The organism is Streptomyces sp. NPDC046303 (genome assembly GCF_055588085.1).
Map to the genome: position 1 here is coordinate 167,835 of NZ_JBVJFA010000006.1, position 26,220 is coordinate 194,054.

Genomic DNA, 26,220 nt, shown 5'->3' on the forward strand with positions numbered 1-26,220 from the left:
AGTGGAAGGCCGTACGCCGCCCGCGGACTGCTGCGGGGCGGCGTACGGGCACGGCGTGCGGAGGGCGGTGTCGTGCGGTGGAGGCGGTGTCGCGTCCTACCAGTTGGTGCCGATCTGGACGCGGGGGCCGAGGGTGCCCGTGCCGTTGATCACGCCCGTGCCCGGGTAGGTGTAGAAGGTGCCACTGGAGCCGACCTGCGCTTGGACCGCGTCGACGTCGCCGACGCCGTCGTTGTTGAAGTCGCCGCTGACCAGGTTGGTCATCGAGTTCCAGTTGGTGCCGATCTGGACGCGGGCGCCGAGGCCGCCCGTGCCGTTGCCGGGGTAGACGTACAGGTTTCCGGTCGCGACCTCGCGGGCCACGATGTCGTCCTTGCCGTCCTTGTTCATGTCGCCGGGGCTGACGATCTCGTCCATGGCGTTCCAGTTGGTGCCGATCTGGACGCGGGCGCCGAAGCCGCCCGTACCGTTGCCGGGGTAGGTGTAGTAGTCGCCCGTGTTCGCCTCGACCGCCAGGAGGTCGTCCTTGCCGTCCTTGTTGACGTCGGCGCTGGCCAGGTCGTGCATGGCGTCCCAGTTGGTGCCGGCCTGCACGCGGTTGCCGAAGGTGCCGTCGCCGTTGCCCGGGTAGATCCACAGGATGCCCGCGCTGTCGATCGCGGCGAGGTCCGTACGGGAGTCGGCGGTGAACTTGCCGGCGGTGAGCTCGCTCATCGTGCCCCAGTTGGTGCCGACCTGGACGCGGGCGCCGAGCTTTCCGCCGGTGGTGCCGGGGTAGTAGAAGAGCTTGCCGCTGGCGGACTCGACGGCGACGATGTCCGCGTAGCCGTCGTTGCCGAAGTCGCCGCCGGCCAGGTTGGTCATGCCGGTGTCGGTCGGGGTGGGGGTCTCCTCCACGACGCGGTTGTAGCGGTAGGGCAGGAAGCCGTTGCCGGTGATGTAGCTGCGGGTGTAGGTGGTCTGGCGGGCTGTCAGGCCGGAGCGGGGCTCCTCCTGGACGATCGCGGTGGTGTGGCCCGCGTCCGCCCAGCCGATGAAGAGCACCACGTGGGCGTTGATGTTGTTGAGGGCGTCGCCGGGCTTGAGGTCGTCGAGGCTGCCGAGCTTCGTGGACACGGAGGGCAGCGTCCAGGTGGTCAGGCTGTCCCGCAGGTGCCAGGCGAGGGAGACGAAGCCCGAGCAGTCCTGCCGGTAGCTCTTGCCCAGGGAGTCCCCCGTCCATTTGGTCTGGGAGTACGGGACCGCGTTGTCGACCCAGTACTGGGCGCGCTCCAGTATCTCGGCGCGGGTGATGGGGCCGTTCACCGAGGAACCGGCGGTCGCGGCCACCGGCTCGGCTTTCAGGGCCGGGTCCTGGCCCGCTCCCGGGGCGGCGTTCACGCCGGTGATCACGGCGGCGGCGACCAGAGCGGCGACGGCGGACTTCTTCAGGGCGAGGCGGTACACGGACACGACGGAACTCCTGGAGTGACGAAGGGTAAGAAGAGGGAGAAAGGGGTGGAAAGGTAGGCTGTGGGCCCCTGGAGGGGCGGGGGATCGGCGGCCGGTGCCTCCGCTACCAGTTGGAGCCGATCTGCACGCGGTTGCCGAAGCCGCCCGCGCCGTTGCCGGGGTAGAAGTAGAGCGCGCCGGTCGATGTGAGCGGCGCCTGGACGGCATCGAGGTCGCCCTTGCCGTCGCCGTTGAAGTCGGCGCCGACGAGCTGGCGCATGCCGTCCCAGTTGGAGCCGATCTGGGTGCGTGCTCCGAAGCCGCCCGTGCCGTTGCCGGGGTACGACCAGAGCCGGCCGGTCGCGTCGACGGCGACGAGGTCCTGCTTGCCGTCGGCGTTCAGGTCGCCGGGGCTGGTGAGTTCGGACATGCCGCCCCAGTTGGTGCCGATCTGGGTGCGGGACCCGAGGGTCGCGCTGCCGTTGAGGCCGCCGCTGCCGGGGTACGCGTAGAACGTGCCGGTCGCGCTGTCGACCGCGAGCACGTCGGAGCGGCCGTCGCGGTTCACGTCCATGGCGGTGACGTCCTGCATGCCCTTCCAGTTGGTGCCGATCTGGATACGGGGGCCGAGTCCGCCCGTGCCGTTGCCGGGGTACGCGTAGAACGTGCCGGTCGTACCGTCGACCGCGAGCAGGTCGGAGCGGCCGTCGCCGCTGAACTCCCCGGCCGCCAGACGGGTCATCGAGCCCCAGTTGGAGCCGATCTGGACCCGGGAACCGAGGGTGCCGTCGCCGTTGCCCGGGTAGAGCCAGAGCTTGCCCGTGCCCGCCTCGACACCCGTGACGTCCTTGCGGCCGTCGCCGGTGAAGTCGGCGGCCGTGAGGTGGAGGAGGCCCGCCGGCGCGGGAGCCTCCGGATACGGGTCGGCGTGGTCGTTGGCGAGTCCGGCCTGGCTGCCGCAGCTGCCCCAGGCACCGGCCCCCTGGTCGGCGAGGACCTTCTCCGCTATCAGGATCTGCTCCTTCTTGGAGGCCTGGTGCGGATAGCTGGCGTACTGGCGTCCGCCGTAGTGGTCCCAGTTGTTCTTCGTGATCTGCAAGCCCCCGTAGTAGAGGCCGTTGGAGCTGACGATGCTCCAGTTCCCGCTGGACTCGCACGCCGCGACGCGGTCCCAGGTGGCGACGGAAGCGGCGGCGGCGGGCGCGGTGGGCAGCAGGGCGAGGGCGGTACCGGCGGCCGCCAGGGCAGCGGCGCGGGCGAGTCGGCGTGCAGCGGTCATCTGGATTCCTCGGCTTCGTAAGGAGACGGTCAGGGGGGAGGGGTTACGACCAGCCCATGGAGTTGGTGGTGGCACCGGGCTGCGCGACCGTTCTGCCGTCGGCGACGAGGTGGGCCGAGGCGTTCTGCGCAGCGGCCGTCGCGACGGTGACCGCGCCGAGGAGGGAGAAGACGGCGACCGCGGCGGGCTGGGCGATACGAGCGTGAAGCATGACGACTGTCCTTCGCTGACGAGGGGGTGTTCCGACGACTGCCTCCGACCGGTTCGCGTCCCGCGGTGACGCTGCCCGTCTCGGCTGTGCCGGTCGGTCTCCTTCCGGCGAGACCTACTTTCGTCGCTGTTCAGACCGGGGGGAACGGGGTTCCGGTGGCCTGAAGCGTCATTGGCCGTTTTGGTCCAGACGGCCCAGTCGTAGAAGCGGTGGTCCTTGGCTCCGGCCCCCGCGGACAGCTTCTGCCAGGCCCTCTTGGGCGCCTTCCTGGCCAACATGTCGGCGCGAAACCTCCCGGCGCCCGTGGTGACTTCGTGCGAGCAGACCACCGCGAGGACGGCGTCGTGTGCCCGCGGCGGCCGGCGTAGACCAGGTGGACGGCGACCTGGGCGTTCTCGATCCTGCCCGCGGTGCCGGTGTACTGGCGCTGCACTCCAACGCTGTCGGTGCCCTTCTTCACCCCGTCGCCCGTCTCGTCGACCACCAGCACCGCCTCGTCGTCGTGCAGATGTTCCACCACGTGGTCACCCACCTCGTCGCGGGCCTGGCCGGCATCCCACTTCGCTCTCACGAGCAGGTGCTGCATGCCGTCCGGGGTTCTGTCGCCGGCCCACTCGGCGATGGTCCAGCAGTTCTTGCGCGGCAAGTCCGACAACAGGCCGAGTACCAACTTCCGGGCCCGGTACCGGGATTCGGCCCGTGTGAAGCGTCTCGCTATCCGGCTCATCAGGCCCTCGGACGCCTCCTGCCAGCAGGCAGGGTCTACGCTGTGACCTGCGGCCACCACGTGATCCTGTGTATCGGAGGACTTGTGCACCGTGGCGAAGTCTGGTGGGTCCAGTTCGACGAGCGGAGGTTGGTCGTACTGCTGTCAGGAGACGACGCGTCCGGGTTCCAGGTGATGCAGGTCGTCGCTCCGGCGGGCCTCGACATGAGCGGTCTGGGCATCGAAGTGACGGTCGGCGCCGGTGAAGGGCTGCCGCTCGAAGGCGTGCTGCGGCTCGCGTTCCCGCGTCCAGGCTTTACCCCGTGCACGTGGCTGACCACCGTGTCCCGGGACGACCTGATAGAGCGGGCGGCCGTCCTGTCCTCCAGGAAGCTCAGCGAGATCGACGATGCCCTCCAACTCGCTGAGCAAGCACAGGAGCTGACCCCGGCAACGACGGCGAAGCTCGGCGAGATAAGGGACGCCCTCGGTCGCGGTGAACTCGGGTAGATGGAGAAGGAGCCGAAGCCCGCGACAGCATGGGCGATCTCGGGTGAGATGCTCCACGCTGGACACCTGCCGCCTCGACGCCCCTCACCATCGGGATGACGATCTACGGCTGGAGTACCAGGGCCTGTGTGATGAGGAGGAACAGGACTGGTTCCCGGACGTCCGTAAGGCGATGGGCCGCAACAGGCTCGCGGAGCGGGGCGGTGAGATGGAGGCGGGGAAGAAGCGGGCGCCACGCGATCCGCTGGCTGCTCCCAGCGCCGACTCGAAGTGATCCGCTCACGGCCCCGGCCGGCCGGGCATCCCTGGTGCTGCCTGCTCATCGCGGCTGCGGTGGTGGTCGGTGCGGCCGGCTGCGGGGGCCGGGCGGCACGGCGGATCCTGTTCGTTCTCAGCGGTCGTCTTCTTGGCTGAGGCAGCGCCGGCGGTCTTCTTGGCCGCGGTCTTCTTGCCGGGGAGCTCGTGTACGGTGGCGGGCTCGCCGCGGGTGGCCTTCGTCTCTTGGACAGACTCTCACCTGATCGCTGTCGTGATCGCGCTCGTCCTGCCCGCGCGGTCGCCGCCCGTGGGGGCGCGGCGTTCGCGGGCGACTTCGCCAAACGCTTCTTCGGCTGGGGCTCGGAGTCGAGAGGGGCCCACCGCCCAAAGAACGTGCCGGAAGCCCAGCCTCGGCGACGCGTACTGACCCGGGGGTCGTCCTATGCCCGGCGCCCCGATCGCCAAGGGGGTTTGTCACCTTGCTGACTACCGTCCGCTGGCCCGCACCATAAGCGTTGACGCACGGTAGATCAGGACAATCCAAACCAGGGGACTCCCGACCGCGCCGCCTCGCTGCATCCAGGTCCGGGACCAGCAGGAGCAACGCCTACGGGAGCCCGGGTCGGCGCAGTGTCAGGGTCACGCTGACGCGACTCGACACCCGGACACATCGCCCCGGAGTGAGGGGGGCGGGAAGGGGCACACGATAGGCGCGCCGTGCCGCCGATCTCGAGAGGCTCTCCTCATGTCCTGCGTGTCCAGGCGGACTTTTTCGACGGCCAGAATGTTCTGGCTTCCTGGCCGTTCGACCGGCAGATGCTGGCCGAGGGGCTGCGCCGACCGGTCGGTGAGGGTGACGTCACGTTCCGCCCGCACCCGGGGATGGGCGGCCACGCCGTCCGGATCGGGTTGCGCAATTCTGCCGAGGGCCGACAAGGACACGCGGTGCTCCGTGCGGGTGCCGGAGCACTGAAGAACCTCCTGGCCCGCTGAAGCAGAGGAGCATCGGTCATGGCAAACGACCCGTGGAGTTTTGACCCGTCGTGCGGACAACTGGCCAGCGTCGACCTGACCGGATGGCGGGTCGAGGCCGTTGACGGACGCGTCGGTGAGGTGGACGAGCATTCCGACGAGACCGGCGATGCGTTCCTGGTCGTGAACGCGGGCGGATGGATTTTCGGGAGGCTGCTGATTCCGGCGGGCGCGGTGAAGCGGATCGACCGTGACGGGCGCACGGTCCATCTGAACCTCAGCCGGAGGCAGGTCGAAGACGCGCCGCAGTTCCTGTCCGACCAGCACCGTGCCGACCGGGAGTACCGGGAGGAGATCGTGGAGTACTACTGGAAGGCCGGGCCCTGCTAAGGGGGCTCTTTGTACGGTGGACGGACGGTCCCCGTGGAAACGACCGCGCAGACGCGCCGCCGATCCGCTCCGATGGACGGAGCGGATCGGCCGGCGTTGCAGTATCCGGGTCAGAGGGCCGCTCAGATACGGCCGCCCATGAGCTTGGTCAGCGGGCCGACCTGGGGCTTGGCCGTCGAACGGCCGACCGCGAACGCCGCTCCGGCGACGCCGACCATGCCCGCGGCAGCGCTCGCCGCGATCACCTTGCGGTTCTTGACGATGGTCCACGCGGCGGTTGCTGCAGCGGCGGCCTTGGCGGCGTTGGCTGTCACCGCCTTCTGGCTCGTCTCTAGACCGCTTGCCACCGCTCGGCCGGCGCTCTTGGCGGTCTCACCCGCTGACTGAATGCCCGTCGTCGCCGTGTCCTTGGCGTCGCGGGCAGAAGTCGCGGGGTCGGTGGCCGTCGTGGTGGCCTTCGACTGAGCGCTCTTGGCGGTCGAGGCGGCACGTTTCGCGGGCGACTTCCGGGCGGTGGTATTCCCGGCTGACTTGGCACTTCCATTCGATTCAGTCATGACTTTCCTTCTTGCCTGTCTTGGGTCGATGAAACGGGGGGCGATTCATCCCGGCAGCTCGGCGGCGCGGTTTACGAACAGGGTGTCTCGCGGGGGAGGAGCGAGCCCAAAGGGCCCAAATCCAGGTTGAGGTCGTCCATGGTCAGGCCGTACCGCTCGCAGAGTTCTTCCATCCGCTCGTGCAGGATCATCAGCGTCATTCCGATGCGCTCTTCCTCGTCCTCGCCGAGATCGCCCTGGTCGACGCGGTGGATGGCCGTGCGTTCCATCAGCTGCCGCAGTAGTTCGACGATGGTCAGCACGAGTTTGATCAGGTCGCGTTCTACTGTGTCGGGGTCGACGGAAAGCCGCTGTGCTACGGGGCTGCCCCCGGCTGTGGCTTGTTGGTCTTCCACCTCGGTCACCTCCTGGGCGCTGTGGGGCGGGCGAGGGACGGGTCGTCCTGGCCTGCGGCTCGCGGCCATGGGCCGGGCTCGTCGTGGGTGATCGACCGGATGACCGCGCGCAGGTTGATGTGGACCAGGTCCACGTCGGCGATGGAGAGGACAAGGTCGCCGGTGAGGACGGCGCCGCCGGTCAGCAGACGGTCCAGCAGGTCGATGAGTGCCACCGGCGGTCCGGACAGCCGTTCGGGTGGTTGGGCTGAGCCGTCGTTCAGGAGGGGCGTGTTCATCGCGGCGGCCTGTCGGCGGCTGGATCCGTCGCAGGAGCCGCGAAGGAATAGGGGGCCCATGGGCCGGTCACCTCCACCTGTACCCCGGCTGTCGGACGCGTCGCAGCGTGCACGGCCTGGCGGAAGCGCTCTTCGGCGTCGGCGGGCACCAGATAGGCGTGGTTGGCGATGTTGGTCCCGCGGCGGCCGGACAGCTCGCCCTGCTGAGGGCGGTGTACCACAGCCGCTGTCGCCAGCGTCCGAGCCGCGTGCGTGACCTCGTCGGCAACCGCCGCGGCGGCACGGTAGAGGTCTTCGGTGCTGTGCCGTTTCTGTCTGCGCTGTTGCAGGTAGGCGCGGCCCGGGCTCGGCGCAGTCGCCTCGCGGGTTCCCGCCGAGGGGGCCTGCGCCGCGCCGGCGGAGCCCGGATCGGCGTGGACCTTCACACCGATCTCGACGTGCCCGTCGAGCCATGCAAGCAGTTCGGCGAACCGTTCTCGGTGACCAAGGAGCATTTCGGCCACGCGTGCCTCGTCTCGGTAGACCGTGGCCAGCCGGAGCGGGAGGAACACCGCCTCGCCGAACGCGGCGTCCACCACGGCGTGGTGGGCCCGGGCCAGCTCCTCGAGCCTCCCGAGGTCTCCCAGGCGGTCCTGCAACGCCCTCTCGTCGAAGGCATCGGCGGGTACAGCTGACACGAGGGCGACAAGCCCGCCGACGGTGACGGCGGCGACGTCGTGGCCGTCGACACCGCGCGTTGCACGGGCAAGAGCGCGGAGCCTTTCCTCGTCCCAGCCGACGCCGTACACATAGGCCATCGGGGGGCAGGCCTCCGCGGGCCGATAACCGTCCTCACCGAGGGCCAGGGCCGAGGGGGGCGGCTGGTCGGTGTTCACTGTGCCTCCTCCGTCCGCTTGCGGGTGTCTGCAGCCGGCCTGTGGTCCGGGTCGCCTGCGACGCGTAGGCATGCGAGCTCAGCGCGCAGGCGCTCGTTCTCGTCGGTCAGGAGCTCCTCCCGGCTGCCGTCCCCGTCCCCGCCCCCGTCGCCGTCGCCGCCGTCGATGGGATGCGGGCGGGCGCGTGAGGAGAGGGAGGGGTCGTGCTCCCACCAGTCGATGCCCATCTCCTTCGCCTTGTCGACCGAGGCGACCAGCAGGCGGAGCTTGATGGTCAGCAGCTCGATGTCGAGCAGGTTGATCTGGATGTCTCCGGCGATCACGATGCCCTTGTCGAGCACTCGTTCCAGGATGTCCGCAAGGTTCGCGGAAGAGCCCTGGGGGTGACTCGGCCCAGCGGTGTGCGGTACGGCCGGAAGGCGTCCTGGGAAGGACTCGGACACGGTGGCGCCCCTGTTCTGTGGTGTGCTCTACGGGTCAGCTGCCGACGGGAGTACGTCGCCGGGTGCGGCGTCCGGTTCGGGGGTGGTCCTCCGATTCGGCCGGCTCGTCCTCAGGCTCGTCGTACTCGGGATCCGGTTCGTCCGAAGCGGCCTCGTCATCGGCCTCGTTCTCCGGGTCCTCCTCGAACTCGTCGTCGAGGGGTTCCTCGTCGTAGTCATCGTCATCGTCATCGTCATTGACGAGGTCCCGAGGTTCTGCGCCCTCGTTCTCGTCCTGGAGGTCTTCCGCCTCGCCCTCGGCGTTGTCCTCGTCGCGGACCGCTTCGTCGTGATCCATGACGACTTCGCCGTCCCGGATCTCGCCCCGCCAGCCGTCGGTGGCCTGCCCCCGCAGCATGAGGAACTTGCGATAGAGCTTCAGGTCGAGCCGTGCGCGCCTGCCCTGCGCACGCCACAGGTTCCCGGTCTTCTCGAACAGGCCCTGGGGGACGTACTCCAGGACGAGCAAAACGCGGGTGAGGTCGTCGGTGAGGCGGTGGAAGGTCACCACTCCGCGGACCGTTCCCTTCGCGCCTTGCGTGGTCCAGGCGATGCGCTCGTCGGGGATCTGCTCGGTGACGTTCGCCTGCCAGCTGCGCGTGGACTTGGCGACCTTGACCTTCCAGTTGGTGGTCGTGTCGTCCGGCGTCTCGACGCTGACGACGCCCTTGGCGAAGGTGCTGAACTCCTGGAACTGCGTCCACTGGTCGTATGCCTCGCGCACGGGGACACCGACGTCGATGTCCTCGACGATCGTCACGCTTTTCGCCGCGCCTCCACCGGGGGTCCGCCCAGCGGCCACCAGGCTCTTCGCCTTCTCCTTCAGGGTGTCCTTCAACGCGGACGTACCTGCTGCGAGCACGGCCCTCGCGGGGGACTTCCCGCCGCCGAGGGCCTTGCTTCCCTCGGCGAACCCTTTGGCGAGCTTTCCTTTTGCCGCGCCCGGCTCGGCGAGCCGGGCGACACGGTCGCCGAGGCGTTCCCCGAGCCGCGTGACAGCGTCTTCGGCACGGGCGGTGAGGTAGAGGCGGAGCTCCTCCTTCAGCCGGTCGGTCGCCGGGTTGCCCACCACATCATTCTTGATCTTGCTGAGCGTGGAGTCACTCATCGCTGTCGCCCCTGCTCTTGCGCGTACGGGAAGCCGTGGTCTTCCGGGGGGCGCTCGTCCGTTTGCGGGTCGTCGTCGACTTGCCGGAGCCGCGTTCGGACGAGCTGCCCGGTGGGGCAGCGTCGCTGGTGCTCTTCTTGCGTGCTGTCCTTTTGGCCGCTGTCGACCGTGTCCGCTTCTGCCTGCTCTCGTCGGTCACGCCGTCGCGCTCTGCCCGGTCGTCCTCTGTGGCGTCGAAGTCGCGTGTGCGGTTTTCGGGCTCGTCATCCGCGTCGGCTTCCGGGGCGTCCACACGGCTGAGCGCCTGCGTGCGCCGCTGCAGTGAGTCCGCCAGGCCCGAGGCGCGCTGGGTGAGGGCCTGTGTCGCCGCCGACTTCGTTGCCTCGAACAACTCCCGGCGGAGCTGCTCACTCAGCGCGCCCACCACGGGCGAGGCGGCCAGCAGCTTTCCCAGTCGCCGGGGGTCGAGGTCCAGCCTGCGGCTGGCGAGGAACATGCCCACCCCGATGGCCATCTTGGCCTTCTTCGTTCGTCCCAGGAGGTAGCCCCCCACGAGGGCGGCTGCCGTAGTGGTGTTCTTCGGTATCACCGGGGCACCTCGTTCCGCCTCGCGTGCTCACTCTGTTTCGTCATCAGCCGCTTCCTGTTCGGCTTCGGTAGGCCTCGATGTCGTCGAGACGGTCCAGGAGCGCGTCCTCGCGCCGGTCGAATTCGGCAGCGTCCACGCGACCGTTGGCCAGGTCGTCCACCAGCGCCGCGAGCTGGGCCCGGACGGGCTCTGGGTCGTAGTACTCACGCTCCGCAGCGAGCAGCACCTGGTCGACCACCCATGCCGTGCCGCGCAGTGGTGCGATCGGCAGGGTCAGGATCGTGGTGAGAAGTCCCACTCCGGCCTCCTTCCTGCGTTCGCGATGTGCTCGGCGTGCCGGCTACCGGTCAGACGAAGCTGTACGGAGGCAGCGGCCCGGTCAAGGTGAACGTGCACGTCTCGCCCCGGCGGTCCGCCTCTTCACGTACGGCCTGGACAAACTCGTCCGCGGACTCGGTCGAGACCAGGAAAGAGGCGTTGAGGAAATGGCCGGCGCCCGGCTCGGCGCGCGAGACGCGGGCCGCGACCGGCTGCAGCCTCTCCAGGGTCTTCTCGGCTTGTTCGTTGTTGCGCTCGGCCACCTGGCCTGCGACGAGCTCGCCGAGGGCGATCCGGTCGTCCTGCCCGGCAGATCCCGACCTCGTGCGCTCGTTGAGTTCCCTGATCTGGTCGGAGCTCGAGACGATTTCGAGCAGGAGATCCTGTTCGTCCCGGGTCGCCTTGAGGTTGAACTCGACATGCCCGGCGAGCTCTTCCAGGCGGCTGCGGTATGCGGGGCCGTCCTGCTCCAAGGCTTGCGCCACCTGGTCGTCGTCCGGACCGAGCAGACCGAAGCGCATGGGCAGCGTCGCTCCGTCTGCCATGAGTGCCTCCAGGACCGCTTCGTGTGCCAGCACGTCACGGCGCTTGGCCCGCAGGCCCTCTGGAGCGTCGCCGACGACTGCGGCAACATCGCCGGCGCGGATCGACCTCAGGGGTGACGCCTGCTCACCCACCCCCTGCAGCTCGTCCAGGCGCAGAGGGTGGTCCGCGGTGGTGATGGCGTAGACGTAGGTGGGCACCTGTTACTCCTCCCGGCGGGTGGCGGATGTGCGGCTGGAGGCCGACTTGCGCGCCGGCCGCTTGCGGGGCTCCTCCTCGGATTCCTCGCGCTTGCTCTGCAGGGAGTCCGTTATCGCCTCGACGGCGCCGGTCAGGGCGCCCTTGGACTTGCCCTTTGCGCCGTTTTCGGTCATCTCGCCCACGATGTCGGTGAGCTGGCTGGGTGCCTTCCGCCCGGATTCCAGGTCGAGGCGGTTGCACGCTTCGGCGAATCGGAGGTAGGTGTCCACGCTGGCGACGACCACGCGGACATCGATCTTGAGGATCTCGATTCCGACCAGGGAGACGCGGACGAACGCGTCGATCACAAGGCCTCGGTCGAGGATGAGTTCCAGTACGTCGTAAAGATTTCCCGAGCCGCTTCCGCCGCTCGTTGTACTGCTCTGTTGGACGAGTGTCACGATGATCTCCTTCCAATGTGGCGTCTGCCGACGCGTACGGGCGTCGGCCCTCGCTTCCGCTGGGCCGGCGCCGTCTTCGCCTCAGCGGCGGTCGATCTGGCTCCGGGCGTAGCGCCGTGTGCGCTCATAGCCGATGAGCCGGCCCTCGCTGTCGAGAGTCACGTGGTACGAGGCCATCACGCTCATCGTGTCCGGTACCTTCTCCAGCTCGACGATCTCCACCTCCGCCATCCAGCCGTCCTCGGTGGCCTTCACCGCTGAGACGGAGCCGGGGTCGCACCGCAGGAGCTCCGAGAGCTGCTCGCAGGCGCGGCGCATCGCCGTGGCGACGTCGAGCTTCCTGGGCGTCTTGTGCGTTTCGTCGTCTGTCGCGCTCATGTTCCCGCCTGTGAGACACGGAAGACGGCTTTGCACCATCGTGCTGCGCCGTCTGGACTCACGTTCGCCTGCCCGCCCCTGACGGTTACATGCGTGACGATCCATCAGGGAGTCGGACTCCGCTCCGTACCGGCACAGCGCGTCCGGCGCCGGGGGAGCCACTCTGCCGGCTCCTGGTCGGCCTTGCTCCGGTTTGAGCGGGCCGTCACCGCCGCCAGCGAAGAGGGCCGGCCCTGGTCGTTCGCGTACGCCTTACCGCGCGCGGGCGTCCACGCCGAGGTCCCAGCCGGCGGGGAGCGTCATTCCAAGGGTGCTGTATTCCGGGGGCCGGTCTACCGGTACCAGTCTCCGGTCGCCTGCAGGGGGCCCCGTTCGATGTACTGGTCCAGGCTGCAGGAGACCAGGTATCGGCCGTCCGCCTCGTGGTCCCAGACGAAGACGAGGGCGGATCGTGGGCGGTCGGCGGGGGACATGGGGACTGTCACCGCTCCTGCGAGCGCTTGCGCGCCTGGCGGAGGATCTGCGACTCCTCCGCCAACGCGAACCTTTCCGCTGCTGCGGCCCGCATCCTCAGCGTGACCCTCCGAACTCAAGGCTCTCGATGCGGATGCCGAGCAGAGCGAGGAGAAGCGAGACGCCCCCAAATACGATCAGCGCCGCCGCGCCGGTCCCGTTCTGCGTCGCAAAAACCGCAAGTCCGCCTATGGCGAATGATCCCGCACCCAGGAGGGCCGTGAGCGTACGCAAGGCGGCGTGAACCAGACGGTTGTGGCGCTCGTCTTCACCGACCTCCCCGCTCCTGTTCGGATGGACGCGAAACCACCGGCACATGGGCATGGAGCCGGTCAATCGGGACTTCGTGTCCATGTAGTCCGGGGACAGGTTGAGGACCCGAATTCTCGTATGTCGCGGCGCCGGCGCCAGGCCAACACGGGGGGGTTGGCGCGAGCGCCCGCGGGCCCCCTGGTGGCGTCTCGGCTCAGCAGGTGCGGAGATACCAGACAGGCGTCCAGTCGAAGCTGGAGCTGGCGGAGTAGGCGCCGGGTGTCGTGGAGATGACATTGTGGTTCTGGTCCAGGAAGTGGGCCCGCGTCCCTGGAGTCTGGTTGTTGATCCAGGACCCGTAACCCTCCCAGCCCGTCATCTCGTACGTGTCACACCGGTAGAGGTTGAACTGGGCGCCGGTGAAATCGGTGCCGCTGTAGAGGCAGAAGTTTTGCTCTGGACAGTCGGCGGCAGCCGCCGGAGTGGCCAGTCCGAACAGCGTCGTGGCAACGAGTGCCGTGACCGCGAGCAGTTCTGTGATCGGCTTGCGCAGGATCATGTGAGGCTCTCCATGGTGGTCCGGACGGCTGGTCCGGTGTTTTGACGATGGCCAGGACCGCAGCGATAAGTCGCATCCGGCCCCTTCGTCGAAAGGAACGGCTGGCTGCCCCGGCACCATGACATGGGCCCGCCGCCAGAACGGCAAGGATGGCGATGCATGGCGCCGGCATCCGCACGATTCACCTGTTAGGGCGTGCTTGCTCGGATCGATCTCCGGCATCTGAGCGACGTTCCTCAGCGGTTGCATCGTCGTCGCGCAGCGGTGTAGGACGGCAGGGCGCGACGGGCGGCTGTTGCCAGAAGGGGGGATCGTCATGTTCCATGCCGAACACGCTGCATGGGGGAGGTCCGCTCCTCCTTGCCTGAGCTTGGGTGTGGGCGGACCTGGGAGGACGTCTACAGGGTGAAGCCGTCGCGGCTGGCGCGCCGGAGGATTGTCCGGTGTCGGAAGAGTCGCTCGATCACCTCTACCCGAAGTGGTGCTTGCCGACGGCGGCGCAGGAGGCCGGCGCGGTGGCCGAGGTCGAGGTGCCCGGTCCGGGCGGGGGCGGCGAGCGGACGTGCCGGCGTGCGATGCGGGCGGGCATGGGCGGATCGCGCTGGAAGCCCAGCTGGCCGCGATCACGGGGGACGTCAACGAGGCCGTCTCCGACGCGCTGGAGCTGTCGTCTGCCATCAGAACGTCAGTGGGTTCGTGGCTCAGGAGTCCGTCAACCTGCTCTGTTCCCACCGCCCTGCGGGCACGGGTGGAGCGTGCCCGGCCGTTTCCCGGACGAGCGGGTGGACGAGCACTACGTGGCCGACCTCCGCCTCGCCGTCCGCCGCTCGACGGCCGGTGACTCGAAAACATCCTCGTGGCCCGTGCGGAATCTCGAGGGAAATCGGTGAAACGGAGGGCTGGCCGGGCACGCGATACCGGCCAAACCCCCTTACGTCAACGGATTGTGACGGCCCCTCACTCGCGGTACTTTCGGGTGCAGCTGCGAGGACACGAGCCGTCCGGGGGAGCGATGAAGATCGGCCTTGTTCTGCCACTCTCCGAGTACCCGTCGGGGCAGCCTTCGTACGCGGAGATCAGATCGCTCGCCCTTCAGGCGGAAGACTCGGGCTTTGACTCGGTGTGGGTCTTCGACCACCTGCTGTTCCGGGGGCCGGACGGGACCAGCGAGGGCATCTGGGAGTCCTGGACCGTCCTGGCGGCCCTGGCCGAGGCCACCGAGCGGGTCGAGCTCGGCTCGTTCGTGATGTGCACGGCGTTCCGCAACCCCGCCGTTCTTGCCAAGATGGCCGTGACCCTCGACGAGGTCAGCCGGGGCCGTCTCGTCCTTGGACTGGGCACCGGCTGGCACCAGCCCGAGTTCGAGGCCTTCGGCGTCCCCTTCGAGAACCGGGTGGACCGGTTCGAGGAGGCCCTGCAGATCATCGTCGGACTGCTGCGGACCGGGCGCGTCGACTTCACGGGCCGCCATTACTGGTCGCGCGCCGGCGAGCTCCGTCCCCGCGGGCCCCGGCCCGCCGGTCCGCCTGTTCTGGTCGGCGCGAACGGGCCGCGGACGATGGGGCTGGCGGCGCGGTACGCGGACCTGTGGAACTCCTGCTGGTTCGGCTCTCCCTCCGGCGCCGTGGAGGTCCTCGCCAGGGTGCGGGAGAGCTGCCTGAGAGAAGGGCGCCATCCCGCGACGCTGGGCATCACGCTCGGCGTCAACGTGAGCGTCGAGGGGGAGGACGGTCGTGGCGGGGAAGCGCCTTCGGGTGTCGACGTCCTGACCGGATCGCCGGGAGTGGTGGCCCGGGGGTTGCGCCGGTACGAGGCGCTCGGTGTCTCCCACCTCGTCCTCAACCTCAATCCGCATCACAGCGAAGCCCAGGCCCGCCTCGGAGCAGCCCTGCGGCTGTACCGAGCCGGAGCCTGGTCGAGCACGGAAAGGGTGAACCGATGACGTGGACCGTCGATGAATCACGGGTGCGGCCCTTCCTGTCGGCTGCCGAACGGCGCGATGTCTCAGGGATGTTGAGAGGAGCGCCACAGCGGGGCCGGACCTTCTCCGAGACGGAGGAGGCGGACGCGGGTCCCGTTCCCGCAGTCCCCGAGGCGCGCAAGAGGTGGAAGGACAGCAAGGACTTCAAGGACTTCAAGGACATCAAGGACGGGAAGGACGGCAAGGACGGCAAGGAGTCGAAAGACGTCAAGGACGGCAAGGAGACCAAGGAATCCAAGGACGTCAAGGACAACAAAGACAACAAGGACGGCAAGGATTCGAAGGACACCAAGGACTACAAGGATTCGAAGGACAGCAAGGACACCAAAGACGGAAAGGACGGGAAGGACGGGAAGGACGGCAAGGACTTCAAAGACGGCTTCGACGGGGCCATGACCCTGCCAGGCCCCGACGCCTTCGTGAGCCCGGCAGCCGAGTCCGCCGCCGGGGCCGGCTCCGGCCCCGCGAACGCCGGCCTGGGGCAGGCGGCTCCGGCCCTGGCGGGACGGCTCACGGAGGAGCAGGAGATCGCGGCGGAGCTGCGGGACTCTCGGATCAACCGACTGCTGAGGAGGCGCGGTGTCGTCATCTGACGTTCCCCCCACCGGCTTCTCCGGGCTGGTCATCGTCGCCGACCCCGAGGACCTGGTGGCGGTCGAGGTGCGGGACTTCGTGCTGGAGAGCGGACACGAGGCCGCCGTCCTCGACGTGTTCGACGCCGCGCAGATGTTCACCGTCACCGTCGACGACGACACGGCCGTCGTCGAGCCGGCCCTGCCGATGATCCTCCGACTGCCCGCCCCGCCCCTGCTCAGGACCAGCTTCGACGCCGAGTTCCAGCTCAACGAGTGTCTGGCGCACCTGTGGGCCGTCGCCGCCCTCACCCCGGCGCCCGTGATCAACCGCCCCGCGCCGGGCGCCCTGGGCAGCAGCGTCTCCGCCTCCGCGGCCCTCACCGAACTGCGGGCCGGACTGCCCGTCGGCTCGGTGGAGGTGTTCTCTTCCCGACCGCCGGAGCCCGACGGGCCGGCGGCAGCGGACGAGGGGCACGGGCAGCACGGGCAGCACGGGCAGCACGGGGGCTACGGCGAGGGCACCCAGTGGTGGGTGCAGGACCTGGGCTCGTGGACGACACGGCCCTGGCCCGAGCAGTCGGCGGCCTCCGGCCCCTACCGTGCGCGGTGGTCGGACCCCGACCCCCTGTTCGAGAACGTGGTGGTCCTCGGGGACCACGCCTGGCCGTGCAGCGCCGTCGAACTCGACGGGCTGCGCCTGGAGGAACGCAGCACCGAGATCGTCGCCCGACTCGGACTCCAACTCGCCTCCGTGGTCTGGCGAATATCCCCGGACCTCGCCCGCGCGAAGCCGGTCCTGGTCGAGCCGTTCCCCGACGTGGAGCAGCTGCGCATGGTCTGGCTCGGTCTCGGCCCCCGACTCCTGAAGGTGCTCTTCCCATGATCTACACCGTCGGACTCGCCTCCGAGAGCACCATCGCGCACTTCACCGACGCCGCCGAGGACCACGGAGTCCACGTCGAGACCGTGGACCTGAGCGAGGTCGTACGACAGGACGACTGGCGCCTCGCCATCGGCGGTGCCCGTCCGGCGCGGCTCGGCGAGCACACCCTCGACCCCGAGGGCTCGTACTACTGCCGGATCAGCGACCTGTCGTCCCTCGCGGAGGACCGGGAGCAGGCGCTGCGCTGGCGCTGGCTCACCACCGCCCTCACGGCCTGGCTGGACCAGATCCCCGGCCTGGTCGTCAACCGCCCCTCCATCCGCTCCGACAACGGCTCCAAGCCGCTGCACGAGCGATCCCTGGCCAAGGCCGGGTTCAGGGTTCCGCCCGGCATCACCGGCTCCTCGCCGGATCGGCTTCGGGCCTTCGCCGAGGCCGGGCCGACCATCGTCAAGGCGGTGTCCGGCGTACGGGCCGACAGCCGGCTCCTGCGGCCCGGCGAGCTGGCCGGCTTCGACCCCTGGCAGGGGCCGATCCACCTCCAGCGTTACGTACCGGGCCGGGACGTGCGCGCCCATGTCGTCGGTGACCGCGTGCACGCCGAGGAGATCGCCTCCGGCGCGGTGGACTACCGGACCGACCCCGACGCGGTGTTCACGCCGTACGAACTGCCCGGACCGCTCGGCGAGCAGGTCGTCCGCCATACCGCGGACCTGGGCATGACCTTCGCGGGCTGGGACTTCAAGGTGGCCGAGGACGGTACCCACTGGTGCCTGGAGGTCAACCCGATGCCGGCGTACGACTGGTACGACCGGCGGCTGGGCGGTGACATCACCGCATCGCTCCTCGCACTGCTCCAGGGGAGGCACTCGTGATCGACAGGCTGACCGTACTCACCGAAGCCGGCAGCGACGCGCTCCGCGAGACCGTGCACGGCCTGCGCGAGCACTGGATCCCGCGCGGCCCTGAACCCGCGTCCTTCTTCACCCTGGGCACGCCCAGCTACCTCGACCTCGCCGAGGACCCGGAGACCGGCGAGTACCAGAAGCGGGCGGACGTCTCCAGGCCGCTCCTGTGGGAGTCCTTCGGCGAGCTGTACGAGAGGCTCGCGGACCTCCTCGCAGGACATCTCGGCGCCCCCGTCCACTATCCCGAACACCTCGCCATGCCCGGATTCCACGTGTGGCTGTCCGCCGCCGTGTTCACCAGGCCCAAGGCCCCCGTCCACTTCGACATGCAGTACCGGGCCTTCAGCTGGCCTCCCGGGACGGACCTCACCCGGCTGCTGTCCTTCACCCTGCCCATCCGGCTGCCCGCGGCCGGCGGAGGCCTGAACATCTGGGACGCGGACTACGAGGACTTCCGTCAGGCCGCGGCGAAGGGCTGGATCGAGAGCGCCGCCGACCTCAAGCGCTTCCACACCAAGCAGTACGTCCCCTACACCCCCGGTCAGATGGTGATCCACTCCGGCCACACCCTGCACCAGGTCGCCCCCAGCAGCCGCGTGGAACCCGACGACGAGCGGCTCACCCTCCAGGGCCACGGAGTCTGGTGCGCCGGACGCTGGCTCCTGTACTGGTGACCGGCGGCCCGGCGGCCCGGCGGCCCGGCGGCCCGGCGGCCCGGCGGCCCGGCACGTCCAGGACACCGGGCCACCGAGGGCCTCGGCCGCGAACGGAGCCACGCCTCCCGCCGCTCCCGCCGCGAGTTCGCGCCCATGACCGGCGACGGCGCCCCGGCACAGGAGTCCCGGCTCATCGCCGAGAAGAACGGCCGCGCCGCCTCCTGTCAGGCCCGCGACCTCGCCTTTGCGGCGCGTTGGCGGAGGTCTTGACGCTCTGAGCGTCCAAGACGCACGCGCTTGGTTCGGCGTCGCGGCCATCGGCTTTGCGGTGAGCCCGAGGCCGAGTTCACCCAGGCACCCGACATCGACCGGGAGACCGGCACGGGCTTGGCCGACATCGACACCAGCACGATCCAGCGACTCGTCCAGGAGCACCGGGAAACCCACGGCGACCAGTAGCCGCACAACCGGCACCGCCCAGGGCGGCATCGAAGAAACCTGAACACCGCCCCGCCGTCCGGCTCCCTTCACCAGGGTCCGTGCCGGGGCCGGCCGCGCTGCGCACGGGCGTGACCTTTGAGCAGAAGTCATGGACAGGGTTTGGCTGGTCCGTTGTCCGTTGTCCGTTGTCCGCGAAGAACACGTAGGCGCGTTGACAGAAGCGGCGATCACTCCGTCACGGGCAGGCACTCGGCGAGCAGGTCGAGGACGTCGCGCCAGGCTCGTTGCGCGTGCTGTGGGTGGTAGCCGACGCCGGGGACCGTCGGGTGGTCGACCGGTGGGTGGTGGAAGGCGTGCAGGGCGCCGCCGTAGACCGTGATGCGCCAGTCGACGCCCGCGGCCTGCATCTCGGCGGTGAACTCGTTCCGTTGCGCGGGCGGCATGATCGGGTCTTCCGACCCGACCCCGGCCCACACCGGGCAGCGGATGCGCGCCGCTTCGCCCGGTCGGCCCGTGGTCGTTGCGTTGACTGTCCCGATTCCGCGCAGGTTGACGCCATCGCGCCCGAGTTCCAAGGCGATGGCGCCCCCGGTGCCGTAGCCGATGGCGGCGATCCGGTCGGGGTCGGTCCGCGGTTCGGCGCGCAACACATCGAGCGCCGCATGGCCGATGCCCCGCATTCGGTCGGGGTCGGCGAGCAGCGGCAGGCAACGGGCCAGCATCTCCTCGGGGTCGCCCAAATAGCGCCCGCCGTGAAGGTCGAAGGCCAGCGCTACGTATCCCAGCTCGGCGAGAGCATCGGCCCTGCGGCGCTCGACGTCGCTGAGCCCCATGCCCTCGGGTCCGAGCAGCACCGCGGGCCGGCGGTCGACACCGGCCGGGAGCGCGAGGTGCCCGATCATCATCAAACCGTCGGCCGGATATTCGACCGTGCGTGTTGTAACCGTCGTCATGAGACTCGACGGTAATGATCAGCGAGCCCCATCCGGCCGGTGTTCTGCCGCTGGCAGAACAGCGCGGCTGTAGCTCAAGTTTTGCTCTGAGATGGTGGGAAGGCGGTTGGTGGCTGCGCTGTGAGGTGACACTGCCAACAGTGGGGCGGGGCCAGAACGGGGGCGGGTCTGGTATGCGGTGGGTGTTCCGGTGGATCGTGAGGGGCTCGGGCGAGACGAGACCCCTGGACGTGTATGACGTCGCGTTCTTGGCGGGCGGGGCCCAGCATGTGGTGGACTGTGCGGTCACCGCGCTGCATCAGCGTGGGCTGCTTGTGGTGCGCAACGCGCAGGTGCATTCCGTGGAGGGGAAGCAACCTCTGCATCCGGTCGAGCGCGCGATGGTCGTCTTCTGCGGGCGCCCGACGAACATTGACACCGTACGAGCCGTCCTGCAACGCTCCCCGGAGGTTGAGAGGATCGGCCGCGGGCTGGCCACGTGGGGTCTGGTGGCGGGCGCGGAGCGTCGAATGACCCCTGCGGGCCGGCGACATCTCCAACAGGCCCAGCTTGACCCGCGCATGCTGGCGTACGTCTTCCCTCATCGCAGCCCGCGCTGGGAAGGGGCCGTGCAAGGCCCGGTGGGCCGCGCGCAGGCGGGTCCAGCCCGTCGCGCCCAGCCTCCCAGACGCACGGGCAACCGCCAGTACGGCGACGCCGGCCCCGATGTGGGCACACACTTCGGCGGCGGTCACAGTGGCGGAGGTGGGGACGGAGGCGGAGGCGGAGGCGAGGGAGGGGGCGGGGGCGAGTGAGGTCTGGTGGACTGGCGGGCGGGGACGGTCCGCTCGCGGCCAAGGCCGTCAAGGAGACCGCCTACCGCCGCGACCACGCCGAGCAGTGGACCCTGCGGCTCGGCGACGGCACGGAGGAAAGCCGGGGCCGCATGCGCGCTGCCCTGGACACCCTATGGAAGTACACCGGCGAGATGTTCCTCGTGCGCGTTGCAGCTCTCCGCTAGCGGCCCTCGATGCGAGCCCGATGTGGGAGCGGGTGTTGTTGGCGGAAGTGGCTCTCTGCCCCGCCGCTGGGTCGTCGAGAGATCGCTCGCGGGAAGGCGCCACGCCCGGCCGGCCGAGGAAACCAGTGCCGGCCGACGCCTGAGCGCGTTTTCAGATCCCTGGTCAGGAGGCCACGTGATCTGGGCGCTGAAAGTCATTCAGGGAGGTCGAGTGAACGAAGGCCAGCGTCCAGCATGCGGATCAATTCACCAACCCTTCCTCCGCCACCCGGTGCCGCTGGAAAGCGTTTGAGTACGTCAACGACGACCGGTGTCGCACGATGCACCGCTTGCTCAACGCGTTCGGCGCCAATGCTCGGATTGTCGCCAGCGACGAGTTCGGCTGCTCTGGCCGCGTGAGCGGCCGCTCCGAGAATGTGCTTGACCTGTGTGGCCTTGGCCAGAGGATGCAGGTAGGCGGCGCCTGCCGCAGACATCGCTGCCTGAGCTGCCTCGCGCGCAGCTGCAGTATCCGCGCTCGTGACTGCCTTGAGGGCTGCCCACGCTGTGTCGCGCAGGGATTGCCCACGCTCACCGCCCCGGGCGAACTCCCACGCGGCACCGATAGCGTCCCGAGGACGCGAGTCGTCCGGCTGATCCGCCTCGAATACCTCAAGCACCACTTCCGCGCATGCCGCAGCGAACGCGGCGACCTCACGAAGGTCTTGCTTGCTCAGAGTAATCTCGCTCGCTTGCCCTGCCATGGTTCCATCCTCGCCCATGGCGAAAGGCGCCTGCATCCACTGGTCGAAGAGACTCTGACCACGCCCGGATCCCCCTGCCGCCTTTGGGTCGCCCGAGGATCGGAAACGTGTCGGGTTGTGGCAGGGTGCTCGCATGTCCAGCCCCATGGCGTACCCGGTCTTCCGCACCACCGACCCAGTACTGGCTCTCCGCGTGGCGCGTCAGCTTGTGGCGGTGGGCGATCAGCAGTTCGCGGAGGTGTCCGTGGACGTCGAGCTGTGCACCGTCCCTGAAGTGTTGCGGGTACGCGAGGCGCTGCCGGATGCCTGGTTCCGGAAAGAGGATGTCGAGGACTGGGCGCGGGATCCTTCCGACCCGACGGGCTTGCACGGCGGAGTCCACGCGCCCGAGCTCTCCAGTGATCCGGACTTCCTCGCCTCGCACCTGCCGCTCTGGGCATCAATGGAATACCGGCCCGTGGGCAGCGTCGAAGACGAGTTCACTGCCTCGGTGGGCCTCAACTTCGGCGAGATCTGGTGGTCCGGTTTGATGTGGCCCGACGTACCGGACCGTGACATCCACGGCGAAGCCAACAACGCCCGGGTGTCACTGCTGTTCAACTGCCGCACCAAAGGCCTTGACGAGCACGCCGGTCACCACACCGTGCTCGTCCACGTGCGCCGCGGAAATCTCGACGGTTCCGAGGAACGGCACGCCGCCTGGCTGGCAGAGCAGATCGGCCAGTCCATCATCGGCCCACCACAGCAGTAGCCCCCGATTACGCCCAGCCGCTCCAGGCCGATCACGTGACTGTCCCTTGTTCTCTACCTCTACCTCTGCACCGCGACCGCCGTAGCCCTGACCGTCTGGGGTCGAACGTGACCGGGCACGTCCTGTGCGGCGAACTCCGCGTACGGAAGGAGCCCCGCGACGGCTCCGGGTCCCAAACCGTTTGCCCTCGAGACCCGGCGCAGTGTGACATGTGGGCATGAGCAGAATGGCGCAGGTCATCGTGTTGGCCCGATACGAGGACGAGGTGATGGAGCCGCTGACGCGACCGGACGAGGCCCGCACCTGGCAGGGCTGCTTTGTGCAGATCCCCTGGTTCGTAGGGGGCTGGCACATCGAGTTCGAGCGGTGGAACGGGCGCCGCGGCGTGCTCGAGGACCTGGAGTCCCTGCCGTGGAACGAGCCCGCCTGCGTGCAGGTCATGCTGCACGACGAGGACGACGACCTGTTCGGTCTGTGGATGTTCCGCGACGGAGCCCTCGTCGAGGTGGGCATCCCCGGCACCCAGCGGGTGCACACCGCTGCCGCGCCACGGGCCGTGCACCCCGGCTTCCTGGTCCGGACCGGCCTGGGCAGGGGAGAGGACCAGCACTCGCCGGAGCACGTACAAGACCCGCGGTCGTGCTGGTGACCGGTCCAGACCGGGGCCGGACACGACGAAGAAGCGATACCTCTTCGCCTGGGTGGGTGATGTCGGGCGTCCGGCCATGGTCGCGGTTGGCCGGGCAGGGATATTCAGGGACAACGGACGTCGCCCGTCTCGTCCCGGCCTGTGGGTCTGGACTCTTGGGCGCGCCAGCGACGACATGCGTGTCCAAGACAAGGAGTACCTGTGGCCGACCAGCTTCCGCCGCCGCCGAAGTCCCACACGGCGAACCTCACCGCCTACAACGAAGCGATGAAAGAGCGCGACCTCGACCCTGAGGCATGGGAAAGCATTCCCGTCATCGACCCGGCCAAGGCCCCCTACGTAGAATGGCTGGCCAACGACGGCGGCAAGGGCGTGGTGGTCGTACGGCCGGACAAGCAGTGGTTCACCTACAGTCCTCAGCATCAGGTCAGCCCCAACAAGGTCTTCAACCCCGGCCCTGGTGAGGCCCAGTACGGCATGAACTGGTCGGACTCGGTGTCCTACCAACACAGCATCGGTGTCTCCGGGACCGCCGGTGTCACCCTCAACGGGATCTTCCAGGCATCGGTTACCGCCTCCTACCAGTACTCCTGGGGGAAGACGACGCAGACCGGCGAGAACGTACAGGTCACCGTCAAGCCGGACTACTTCGGCTGGATCGAGCGCGGCACCCTCATCAGCAACGTCGAAGGCTGGATCATCTGGTCCGGCATGCTCGTCATGAAATCGCCGGGCGGTGGGACCGGCGCAAGGATCCCGCTGGCGGGTGAGGCGCGTAAGCCCTTCCGCTGGCGCGGGAAGATGTCGGGCCCGGGCAAGGACGGGTCCATGAGCGGCGTTCTGGTCACCCAGCAGAAGCACAAGTCCGAGATGGGCACCCGGATTCTGCAGGACGGGTTCAACTTCGAGCGGGACGGCGACCTGGTCCTCGTACCTGCTGACTTTCCCAGCTACGCACTGACGGACCTCACTGACCCCGGAATCCGCGAAGTCCTGCCGACCCCCTGACGTCAGGAGTCCTGTTCCGTGTGCACGGGAGGGGGCATCGACCAGCCGCAGGACCGTATTCCGGCTGACCCCCGCACCGAAGATGTCGGCCAGTCGGGCACCCGGCACGACCGGCCAACGCGAGAACTCCCTCGGCCAGCACTGACCGCATTCGTTCGGTGCGCTGGCTGCACCGCCGGGTCAGGCCCGCGACCTGCTCGACGAACGTCCGCCGCCCACAGGAGAGGTCTTCGCACATGAAGCGTCGGACACGAAGACACAGCACCACCCGCCGACCCACCACCGGGAGGTCAGCGGGGAACCGCAGGTAGGACCCGCGCACCCATCCCGACCGGTTCCCGCAGCCGGGCAGGCTCCGACGCACCGAGCCCTGGCCGTCCGACATCGGACGCCGACTCGGACCACCTCTCCGTCGTCCTGCACCGACACCACCCTGATCCCCGGAGTCGACAGGAAGAGCAGCTCTTCCAGCCGGAGCAGTACCTCGGGCACAGCCCAGAACAGTTCAGTCTCAGCTTCCGGGTCGGCGCCCGGACGTGGCGATGACGGCGATGGGGAACGAGAGGTGCCCGGGGTCGTCGATCTCCTCCAGGCCTGCGCGCACATCGGCCTCGCTCAGCATTCCGGCGGCGATGAGGCGGGGTGCGACCGACAGGACGGTCAGTCGGGAGAACTCGGCGATCGGCGATCCCGCATGCAAGGCCGGCAGGTCCGCTGCGACCTGTACGTCCTCGTAGCCAGCGTCGCGCATGACCTGGGGTGCGCGAACGCCCCAGGCGTCGTCCATGCCGAACGAGGCGCTGAGCAAGTCCCACCAGGCGTCGATGACCCGCCGCAGCGGGGAGGCGGCGGGCAGTCCGTGACGGGGGAAGTGGACCAGTTCCTCCAGCACGAGCACGCCGCCGGGGACCAGCCATTCCAGCATCCGCGCGACGATCTGTTCACGCTGGGGCAGGTGCATCAGAACGGCGCGCGCGTGGATCAGGTCGAAGGCCCCCTCGGAGAACGCGTCCTTCGCAATGTCGTGCACCAGCACCGTCAGATTGCCCGGAACCGGCTCCCGGACGAGCGTCACGTCCAGGTCGGTCGCGGTGACCCGCCCTCGGGGACACTGCCCGGCCAGCCAGTGGGCGATGGTGCCGGTGCCCGCGCCGACCTCCAGGCAGGACCAGTCGGCCGCGACCCCGACGGCCTCCAACCGCTGCCGGGTCTGCGCGTCGAACGTGCGGGCAATCGCGTCGAGCCGGACCCGCTCGCCGGGACGCTGGTGTCCCAGCACATCGCCGTACTGTTCACCGACTTCCCCATCACGTCCGGCCGCGCCGAATTCGGGTGCGGATGCAGGTGCGGATTCGGGTGCGCTGCGATGCGTCATTGCTGTTCCGTTTCGTTGCTCTTCGCCGCCAGCGGGTGCTGCTTCGCCGTCCGGCCGGTGCCTGGAGCAGTGCTGCGCGACGAACGGGGCCTCCGGCAGCGGCACTTGTCACTCGCTGCGTTGCGGCGAGGACGTTCGATGGCTACTCGGGCATCGTAAGAACGGCGGCTCGCGCCGCACTGCCCAAGCTGCTGGAAATCCGCTGAACGCGGTGTGGAGCATCGCGCGTTGACGCATGCCAGTGCACCCTCGGCTCCGTTGGAGCGACGCTTTCCCGGCCACGGCATCTCATCCGATCAATTCGTACTACCGGGTGATGGATCCTTGTTCTGGGAGAATTGCCGGTGGACTGCGCCCGAGAGTGGGAGGCCCGTGCCCAGGGCGTACAGGACGCCCAGGTTGGGGGCCGGACCAGAACCCTGGCCCAGGTCGACCATCAAAAGAGAGCCATCCATGCGAAACGAAGCCGTTCAGCGCGCCGCTCTGATTTTCAAGCTGCTCGACACCAACAAGAACGGGGTGCTCGACAGCCAGGACTTCGAGCTGAACGCCGACAGGGTGCTGGCCGCCGCCACGGACTCGGGACCGGAGGCCAGGCAGGCGCTGGCCGACAGCATGCGCCGCTGGTGGGACGTACTGGTGGGAGCGCTGGACACCGACAGTGACGGCGTGATCAGCCCCAGGGAGTTCGAAGCCTCCGTACTTGACCCGGAGCGGTTCGGCCCGACCATTCACGCGTTCGCCGAGGCGCTTGCCACGCTCGGCGACCCGGACGGCGACGGCCTGATCGAACGGCCCCGCTTCCTCGCCCTGATGACCGCGTGGGGCTTCGACGTGCCGAACATCAACGCGCTGTTCGACGCGTTCGGTCCGGACGCCAGCGACCGGATCACGGTGACCTCGTGGGCCGACGGCATCCGCGATTACTACACGCCTGGCCTGGCCGGAATCCCCGGCGACCACCTGGTCTCGCTGCCAGCCTGAGCCTTCGCCGGTTCACTGGCGAGCGGGCGCTGAGCAGCCCGAATGCTGGCACCGAAGAGCCGGACCCA

35 protein-coding genes and 3 pseudogenes are annotated in these 26,220 nt (G+C 68.9%); 15 read left to right on the forward strand and 23 right to left on the reverse strand.

The features are described from left to right. Positions 1-96 precede the first annotated feature (96 nt). The 4 genes and pseudogenes from ACZ6I1_RS08845 to ACZ6I1_RS08860 all read right to left on the reverse strand — a co-directional run. Entirely contained in the window at positions 97-1,452 is a 1,356-nt protein-coding gene (locus ACZ6I1_RS08845) for an FG-GAP repeat domain-containing protein (protein ID WP_469284737.1), read from the reverse strand. A gap of 103 nt (positions 1,453-1,555) precedes the next feature. Beyond that, positions 1,556-2,710 carry an FG-GAP-like repeat-containing protein gene (locus ACZ6I1_RS08850; protein WP_469284961.1) on the reverse strand — a complete coding sequence of 385 codons (1,155 nt, stop codon included), beginning with the start codon at positions 2,708-2,710 and terminating at the stop codon, positions 1,556-1,558. A gap of 43 nt (positions 2,711-2,753) precedes the next feature. Next, positions 2,754-2,921, reverse strand: a complete 168-nt coding sequence (locus tag ACZ6I1_RS08855) for a hypothetical protein (RefSeq protein WP_469284973.1) — start codon at positions 2,919-2,921, stop codon at positions 2,754-2,756. Positions 2,922-3,112: 191 nt separating this feature from the next. Next, positions 3,113-3,648 (reverse strand): annotated as a pseudogene (locus ACZ6I1_RS08860) (transposase); the annotation flags it as partial. Between the two features lie 84 nt (positions 3,649-3,732). On the opposite strand from ACZ6I1_RS08860, the gene ACZ6I1_RS08865 reads away from it, so the two are divergent. From ACZ6I1_RS08865 to ACZ6I1_RS08875, 3 genes are all read left to right on the forward strand, one after another. Then, complete coding sequence (locus ACZ6I1_RS08865; RefSeq protein WP_469284963.1) at positions 3,733-4,137, forward strand: type II toxin-antitoxin system PemK/MazF family toxin; 405 nt, start codon at positions 3,733-3,735, stop codon at positions 4,135-4,137. 975 nt (positions 4,138-5,112) lie between these two features. Continuing rightward, positions 5,113-5,388, forward strand: a complete 276-nt coding sequence (locus tag ACZ6I1_RS08870; protein ID WP_469284738.1) for an SsgA family sporulation/cell division regulator — start codon at positions 5,113-5,115, stop codon at positions 5,386-5,388. Between the two features lie 18 nt (positions 5,389-5,406). Beyond that, entirely contained in the window at positions 5,407-5,757 is a 351-nt protein-coding gene (locus ACZ6I1_RS08875) for a PRC-barrel domain containing protein (RefSeq protein ID WP_469284739.1), read from the forward strand. Positions 5,758-5,879: 122 nt separating this feature from the next. On the opposite strand, the gene ACZ6I1_RS08880 is transcribed toward ACZ6I1_RS08875, so the two are convergent. From ACZ6I1_RS08880 to ACZ6I1_RS08950, 15 genes and pseudogenes are all read right to left on the reverse strand, one after another. Further along, the gene (locus tag ACZ6I1_RS08880; RefSeq protein WP_469284741.1) at positions 5,880-6,314 is read right to left on the reverse strand and encodes a hypothetical protein; all 435 of its coding nucleotides are present in this window, start codon (positions 6,312-6,314) and stop codon (positions 5,880-5,882) included. Positions 6,315-6,385: 71 nt separating this feature from the next. Beyond that, the gene (locus tag ACZ6I1_RS08885; protein WP_469284743.1) at positions 6,386-6,778 is read right to left on the reverse strand and encodes a gas vesicle protein K; all 393 of its coding nucleotides are present in this window, start codon (positions 6,776-6,778) and stop codon (positions 6,386-6,388) included. Beyond that, positions 6,715-6,987, reverse strand: a complete 273-nt coding sequence (locus ACZ6I1_RS08890; RefSeq protein ID WP_469284745.1) for a gas vesicle protein — start codon at positions 6,985-6,987, stop codon at positions 6,715-6,717. The genes ACZ6I1_RS08885 and ACZ6I1_RS08890 overlap by 64 nt, the downstream gene beginning before the upstream one ends. Next, positions 6,984-7,862, reverse strand: coding sequence for a GvpL/GvpF family gas vesicle protein (locus ACZ6I1_RS08895; protein WP_469284747.1), 879 nt, complete (start codon positions 7,860-7,862; stop codon positions 6,984-6,986). The genes ACZ6I1_RS08890 and ACZ6I1_RS08895 overlap by 4 nt, the downstream gene beginning before the upstream one ends. Next, the gene (locus ACZ6I1_RS08900) at positions 7,859-8,305 is read right to left on the reverse strand and encodes a gas vesicle protein (protein WP_469284749.1); all 447 of its coding nucleotides are present in this window, start codon (positions 8,303-8,305) and stop codon (positions 7,859-7,861) included. The genes ACZ6I1_RS08895 and ACZ6I1_RS08900 overlap by 4 nt, the downstream gene beginning before the upstream one ends. A gap of 34 nt (positions 8,306-8,339) precedes the next feature. Further along, the gene (locus ACZ6I1_RS08905; RefSeq protein WP_469284751.1) at positions 8,340-9,452 is read right to left on the reverse strand and encodes an SRPBCC family protein; all 1,113 of its coding nucleotides are present in this window, start codon (positions 9,450-9,452) and stop codon (positions 8,340-8,342) included. Then, positions 9,445-10,041 (reverse strand): hypothetical protein, encoded by a 597-nt coding sequence (locus tag ACZ6I1_RS08910; RefSeq protein WP_469284753.1) that lies wholly within the window; start codon positions 10,039-10,041, stop codon positions 9,445-9,447. Before ACZ6I1_RS08910 ends, ACZ6I1_RS08905 begins: the two co-directional genes overlap by 8 nt. Positions 10,042-10,084: 43 nt before the next feature. Continuing rightward, on the reverse strand, positions 10,085-10,339 hold the full coding sequence (locus tag ACZ6I1_RS08915) for a gas vesicle protein GvpG (protein ID WP_469284754.1): 255 nt from the start codon (positions 10,337-10,339) through the stop codon (positions 10,085-10,087). A gap of 49 nt (positions 10,340-10,388) precedes the next feature. Next, complete coding sequence (locus ACZ6I1_RS08920; protein WP_469284756.1) at positions 10,389-11,102, reverse strand: GvpL/GvpF family gas vesicle protein; 714 nt, start codon at positions 11,100-11,102, stop codon at positions 10,389-10,391. Between the two features lie 3 nt (positions 11,103-11,105). Then, entirely contained in the window at positions 11,106-11,543 is a 438-nt protein-coding gene (locus ACZ6I1_RS08925) for a gas vesicle structural protein GvpA (protein WP_469284759.1), read from the reverse strand. An 81-nt stretch (positions 11,544-11,624) separates the two neighbouring features. Further along, positions 11,625-11,921, reverse strand: a complete 297-nt coding sequence (locus tag ACZ6I1_RS08930) for a gas vesicle protein GvpO (RefSeq protein ID WP_469284761.1) — start codon at positions 11,919-11,921, stop codon at positions 11,625-11,627. 117 nt (positions 11,922-12,038) lie between these two features. Continuing rightward, positions 12,039-12,208, reverse strand: a pseudogene (locus ACZ6I1_RS08935) (HNH endonuclease); the annotation flags it as partial. A gap of 45 nt (positions 12,209-12,253) precedes the next feature. Continuing rightward, on the reverse strand, positions 12,254-12,406 hold the full coding sequence (locus ACZ6I1_RS08940; RefSeq protein WP_469284762.1) for a hypothetical protein: 153 nt from the start codon (positions 12,404-12,406) through the stop codon (positions 12,254-12,256). An 85-nt stretch (positions 12,407-12,491) separates the two neighbouring features. After that, a complete protein-coding gene (locus ACZ6I1_RS08945; RefSeq protein WP_469284764.1) occupies positions 12,492-12,788 on the reverse strand; it encodes a hypothetical protein in 297 nt (98 codons plus the stop codon). A gap of 112 nt (positions 12,789-12,900) precedes the next feature. Next, positions 12,901-13,245: a peptidase inhibitor family I36 protein gene (locus ACZ6I1_RS08950; RefSeq protein ID WP_469284766.1), complete on the reverse strand. Its 345-nt coding sequence runs from the start codon at positions 13,243-13,245 to the stop codon at positions 12,901-12,903. A gap of 1,012 nt (positions 13,246-14,257) precedes the next feature. Here ACZ6I1_RS08950 and ACZ6I1_RS08955 point away from each other — a divergent pair. The 6 genes from ACZ6I1_RS08955 (at position 14,258) to ACZ6I1_RS08980 (ending at position 18,707) form a co-directional block, all read left to right on the forward strand. Continuing rightward, positions 14,258-15,187, forward strand: a complete 930-nt coding sequence (locus ACZ6I1_RS08955) for an LLM class flavin-dependent oxidoreductase (protein WP_469284768.1) — start codon at positions 14,258-14,260, stop codon at positions 15,185-15,187. After that, positions 15,184-15,819 carry a hypothetical protein gene (locus tag ACZ6I1_RS08960; RefSeq protein ID WP_469284770.1) on the forward strand — a complete coding sequence of 212 codons (636 nt, stop codon included), beginning with the start codon at positions 15,184-15,186 and terminating at the stop codon, positions 15,817-15,819. The genes ACZ6I1_RS08955 and ACZ6I1_RS08960 overlap by 4 nt, the downstream gene beginning before the upstream one ends. Next, positions 15,806-16,684 (forward strand): hypothetical protein, encoded by an 879-nt coding sequence (locus tag ACZ6I1_RS08965; protein WP_469284771.1) that lies wholly within the window; start codon positions 15,806-15,808, stop codon positions 16,682-16,684. The genes ACZ6I1_RS08960 and ACZ6I1_RS08965 overlap by 14 nt, the downstream gene beginning before the upstream one ends. Beyond that, complete coding sequence (locus ACZ6I1_RS08970) at positions 16,681-17,559, forward strand: ATP-grasp domain-containing protein (RefSeq protein WP_469284774.1); 879 nt, start codon at positions 16,681-16,683, stop codon at positions 17,557-17,559. The genes ACZ6I1_RS08965 and ACZ6I1_RS08970 overlap by 4 nt, the downstream gene beginning before the upstream one ends. Continuing rightward, entirely contained in the window at positions 17,556-18,266 is a 711-nt protein-coding gene (locus ACZ6I1_RS08975; RefSeq protein ID WP_469284775.1) for a hypothetical protein, read from the forward strand. Before ACZ6I1_RS08970 ends, ACZ6I1_RS08975 begins: the two co-directional genes overlap by 4 nt. 279 nt (positions 18,267-18,545) lie before the next feature. Next, positions 18,546-18,707, forward strand: coding sequence for a hypothetical protein (locus tag ACZ6I1_RS08980; protein WP_469284778.1), 162 nt, complete (start codon positions 18,546-18,548; stop codon positions 18,705-18,707). A gap of 209 nt (positions 18,708-18,916) precedes the next feature. Here ACZ6I1_RS08980 and ACZ6I1_RS08985 read toward each other — a convergent pair whose 3' ends face one another. Beyond that, on the reverse strand, positions 18,917-19,642 hold the full coding sequence (locus ACZ6I1_RS08985) for a dienelactone hydrolase family protein (protein ID WP_469284779.1): 726 nt from the start codon (positions 19,640-19,642) through the stop codon (positions 18,917-18,919). A gap of 173 nt (positions 19,643-19,815) precedes the next feature. On the opposite strand from ACZ6I1_RS08985, the gene ACZ6I1_RS08990 reads away from it, so the two are divergent. Further along, complete coding sequence (locus tag ACZ6I1_RS08990; RefSeq protein WP_469284780.1) at positions 19,816-20,436, forward strand: TIGR04222 domain-containing membrane protein; 621 nt, start codon at positions 19,816-19,818, stop codon at positions 20,434-20,436. A gap of 11 nt (positions 20,437-20,447) precedes the next feature. Beyond that, positions 20,448-20,615, forward strand: a pseudogene (locus ACZ6I1_RS08995) (Phenylacetic acid catabolic protein); the annotation flags it as partial. A 221-nt stretch (positions 20,616-20,836) separates the two neighbouring features. On the opposite strand, the gene ACZ6I1_RS09000 reads toward ACZ6I1_RS08995, so the two are convergent. Beyond that, positions 20,837-21,385: a putative immunity protein gene (locus ACZ6I1_RS09000; RefSeq protein WP_469284782.1), complete on the reverse strand. Its 549-nt coding sequence runs from the start codon at positions 21,383-21,385 to the stop codon at positions 20,837-20,839. 133 nt (positions 21,386-21,518) lie between these two features. Between ACZ6I1_RS09000 and ACZ6I1_RS09005 the strand changes: the two genes are divergently transcribed. The 3 genes from ACZ6I1_RS09005 to ACZ6I1_RS09015 all read left to right on the forward strand — a co-directional run bounded on the left by ACZ6I1_RS09005 (position 21,519) and on the right by ACZ6I1_RS09015 (position 23,793). Next, entirely contained in the window at positions 21,519-22,136 is a 618-nt protein-coding gene (locus ACZ6I1_RS09005) for a hypothetical protein (RefSeq protein WP_469284784.1), read from the forward strand. Positions 22,137-22,353: 217 nt separating this feature from the next. Then, a complete protein-coding gene (locus ACZ6I1_RS09010) occupies positions 22,354-22,785 on the forward strand; it encodes a hypothetical protein (RefSeq protein ID WP_469284786.1) in 432 nt (143 codons plus the stop codon). A gap of 201 nt (positions 22,786-22,986) precedes the next feature. After that, entirely contained in the window at positions 22,987-23,793 is an 807-nt protein-coding gene (locus tag ACZ6I1_RS09015; RefSeq protein ID WP_469284788.1) for a hypothetical protein, read from the forward strand. Here ACZ6I1_RS09015 and ACZ6I1_RS09020 read toward each other — a convergent pair. Further along, positions 23,753-24,178 (reverse strand): transposase family protein, encoded by a 426-nt coding sequence (locus tag ACZ6I1_RS09020; RefSeq protein ID WP_469284790.1) that lies wholly within the window; start codon positions 24,176-24,178, stop codon positions 23,753-23,755. The genes ACZ6I1_RS09015 and ACZ6I1_RS09020 overlap by 41 nt on opposite strands. A gap of 126 nt (positions 24,179-24,304) precedes the next feature. Then, entirely contained in the window at positions 24,305-25,273 is a 969-nt protein-coding gene (locus tag ACZ6I1_RS09025) for a methyltransferase (protein ID WP_469284793.1), read from the reverse strand. A 348-nt stretch (positions 25,274-25,621) separates the two neighbouring features. On the opposite strand from ACZ6I1_RS09025, the gene ACZ6I1_RS09030 reads away from it, so the two are divergent. Next, on the forward strand, positions 25,622-26,152 hold the full coding sequence (locus ACZ6I1_RS09030) for an EF-hand domain-containing protein (protein WP_469284795.1): 531 nt from the start codon (positions 25,622-25,624) through the stop codon (positions 26,150-26,152). Positions 26,153-26,220: the final 68 nt, after the last annotated feature.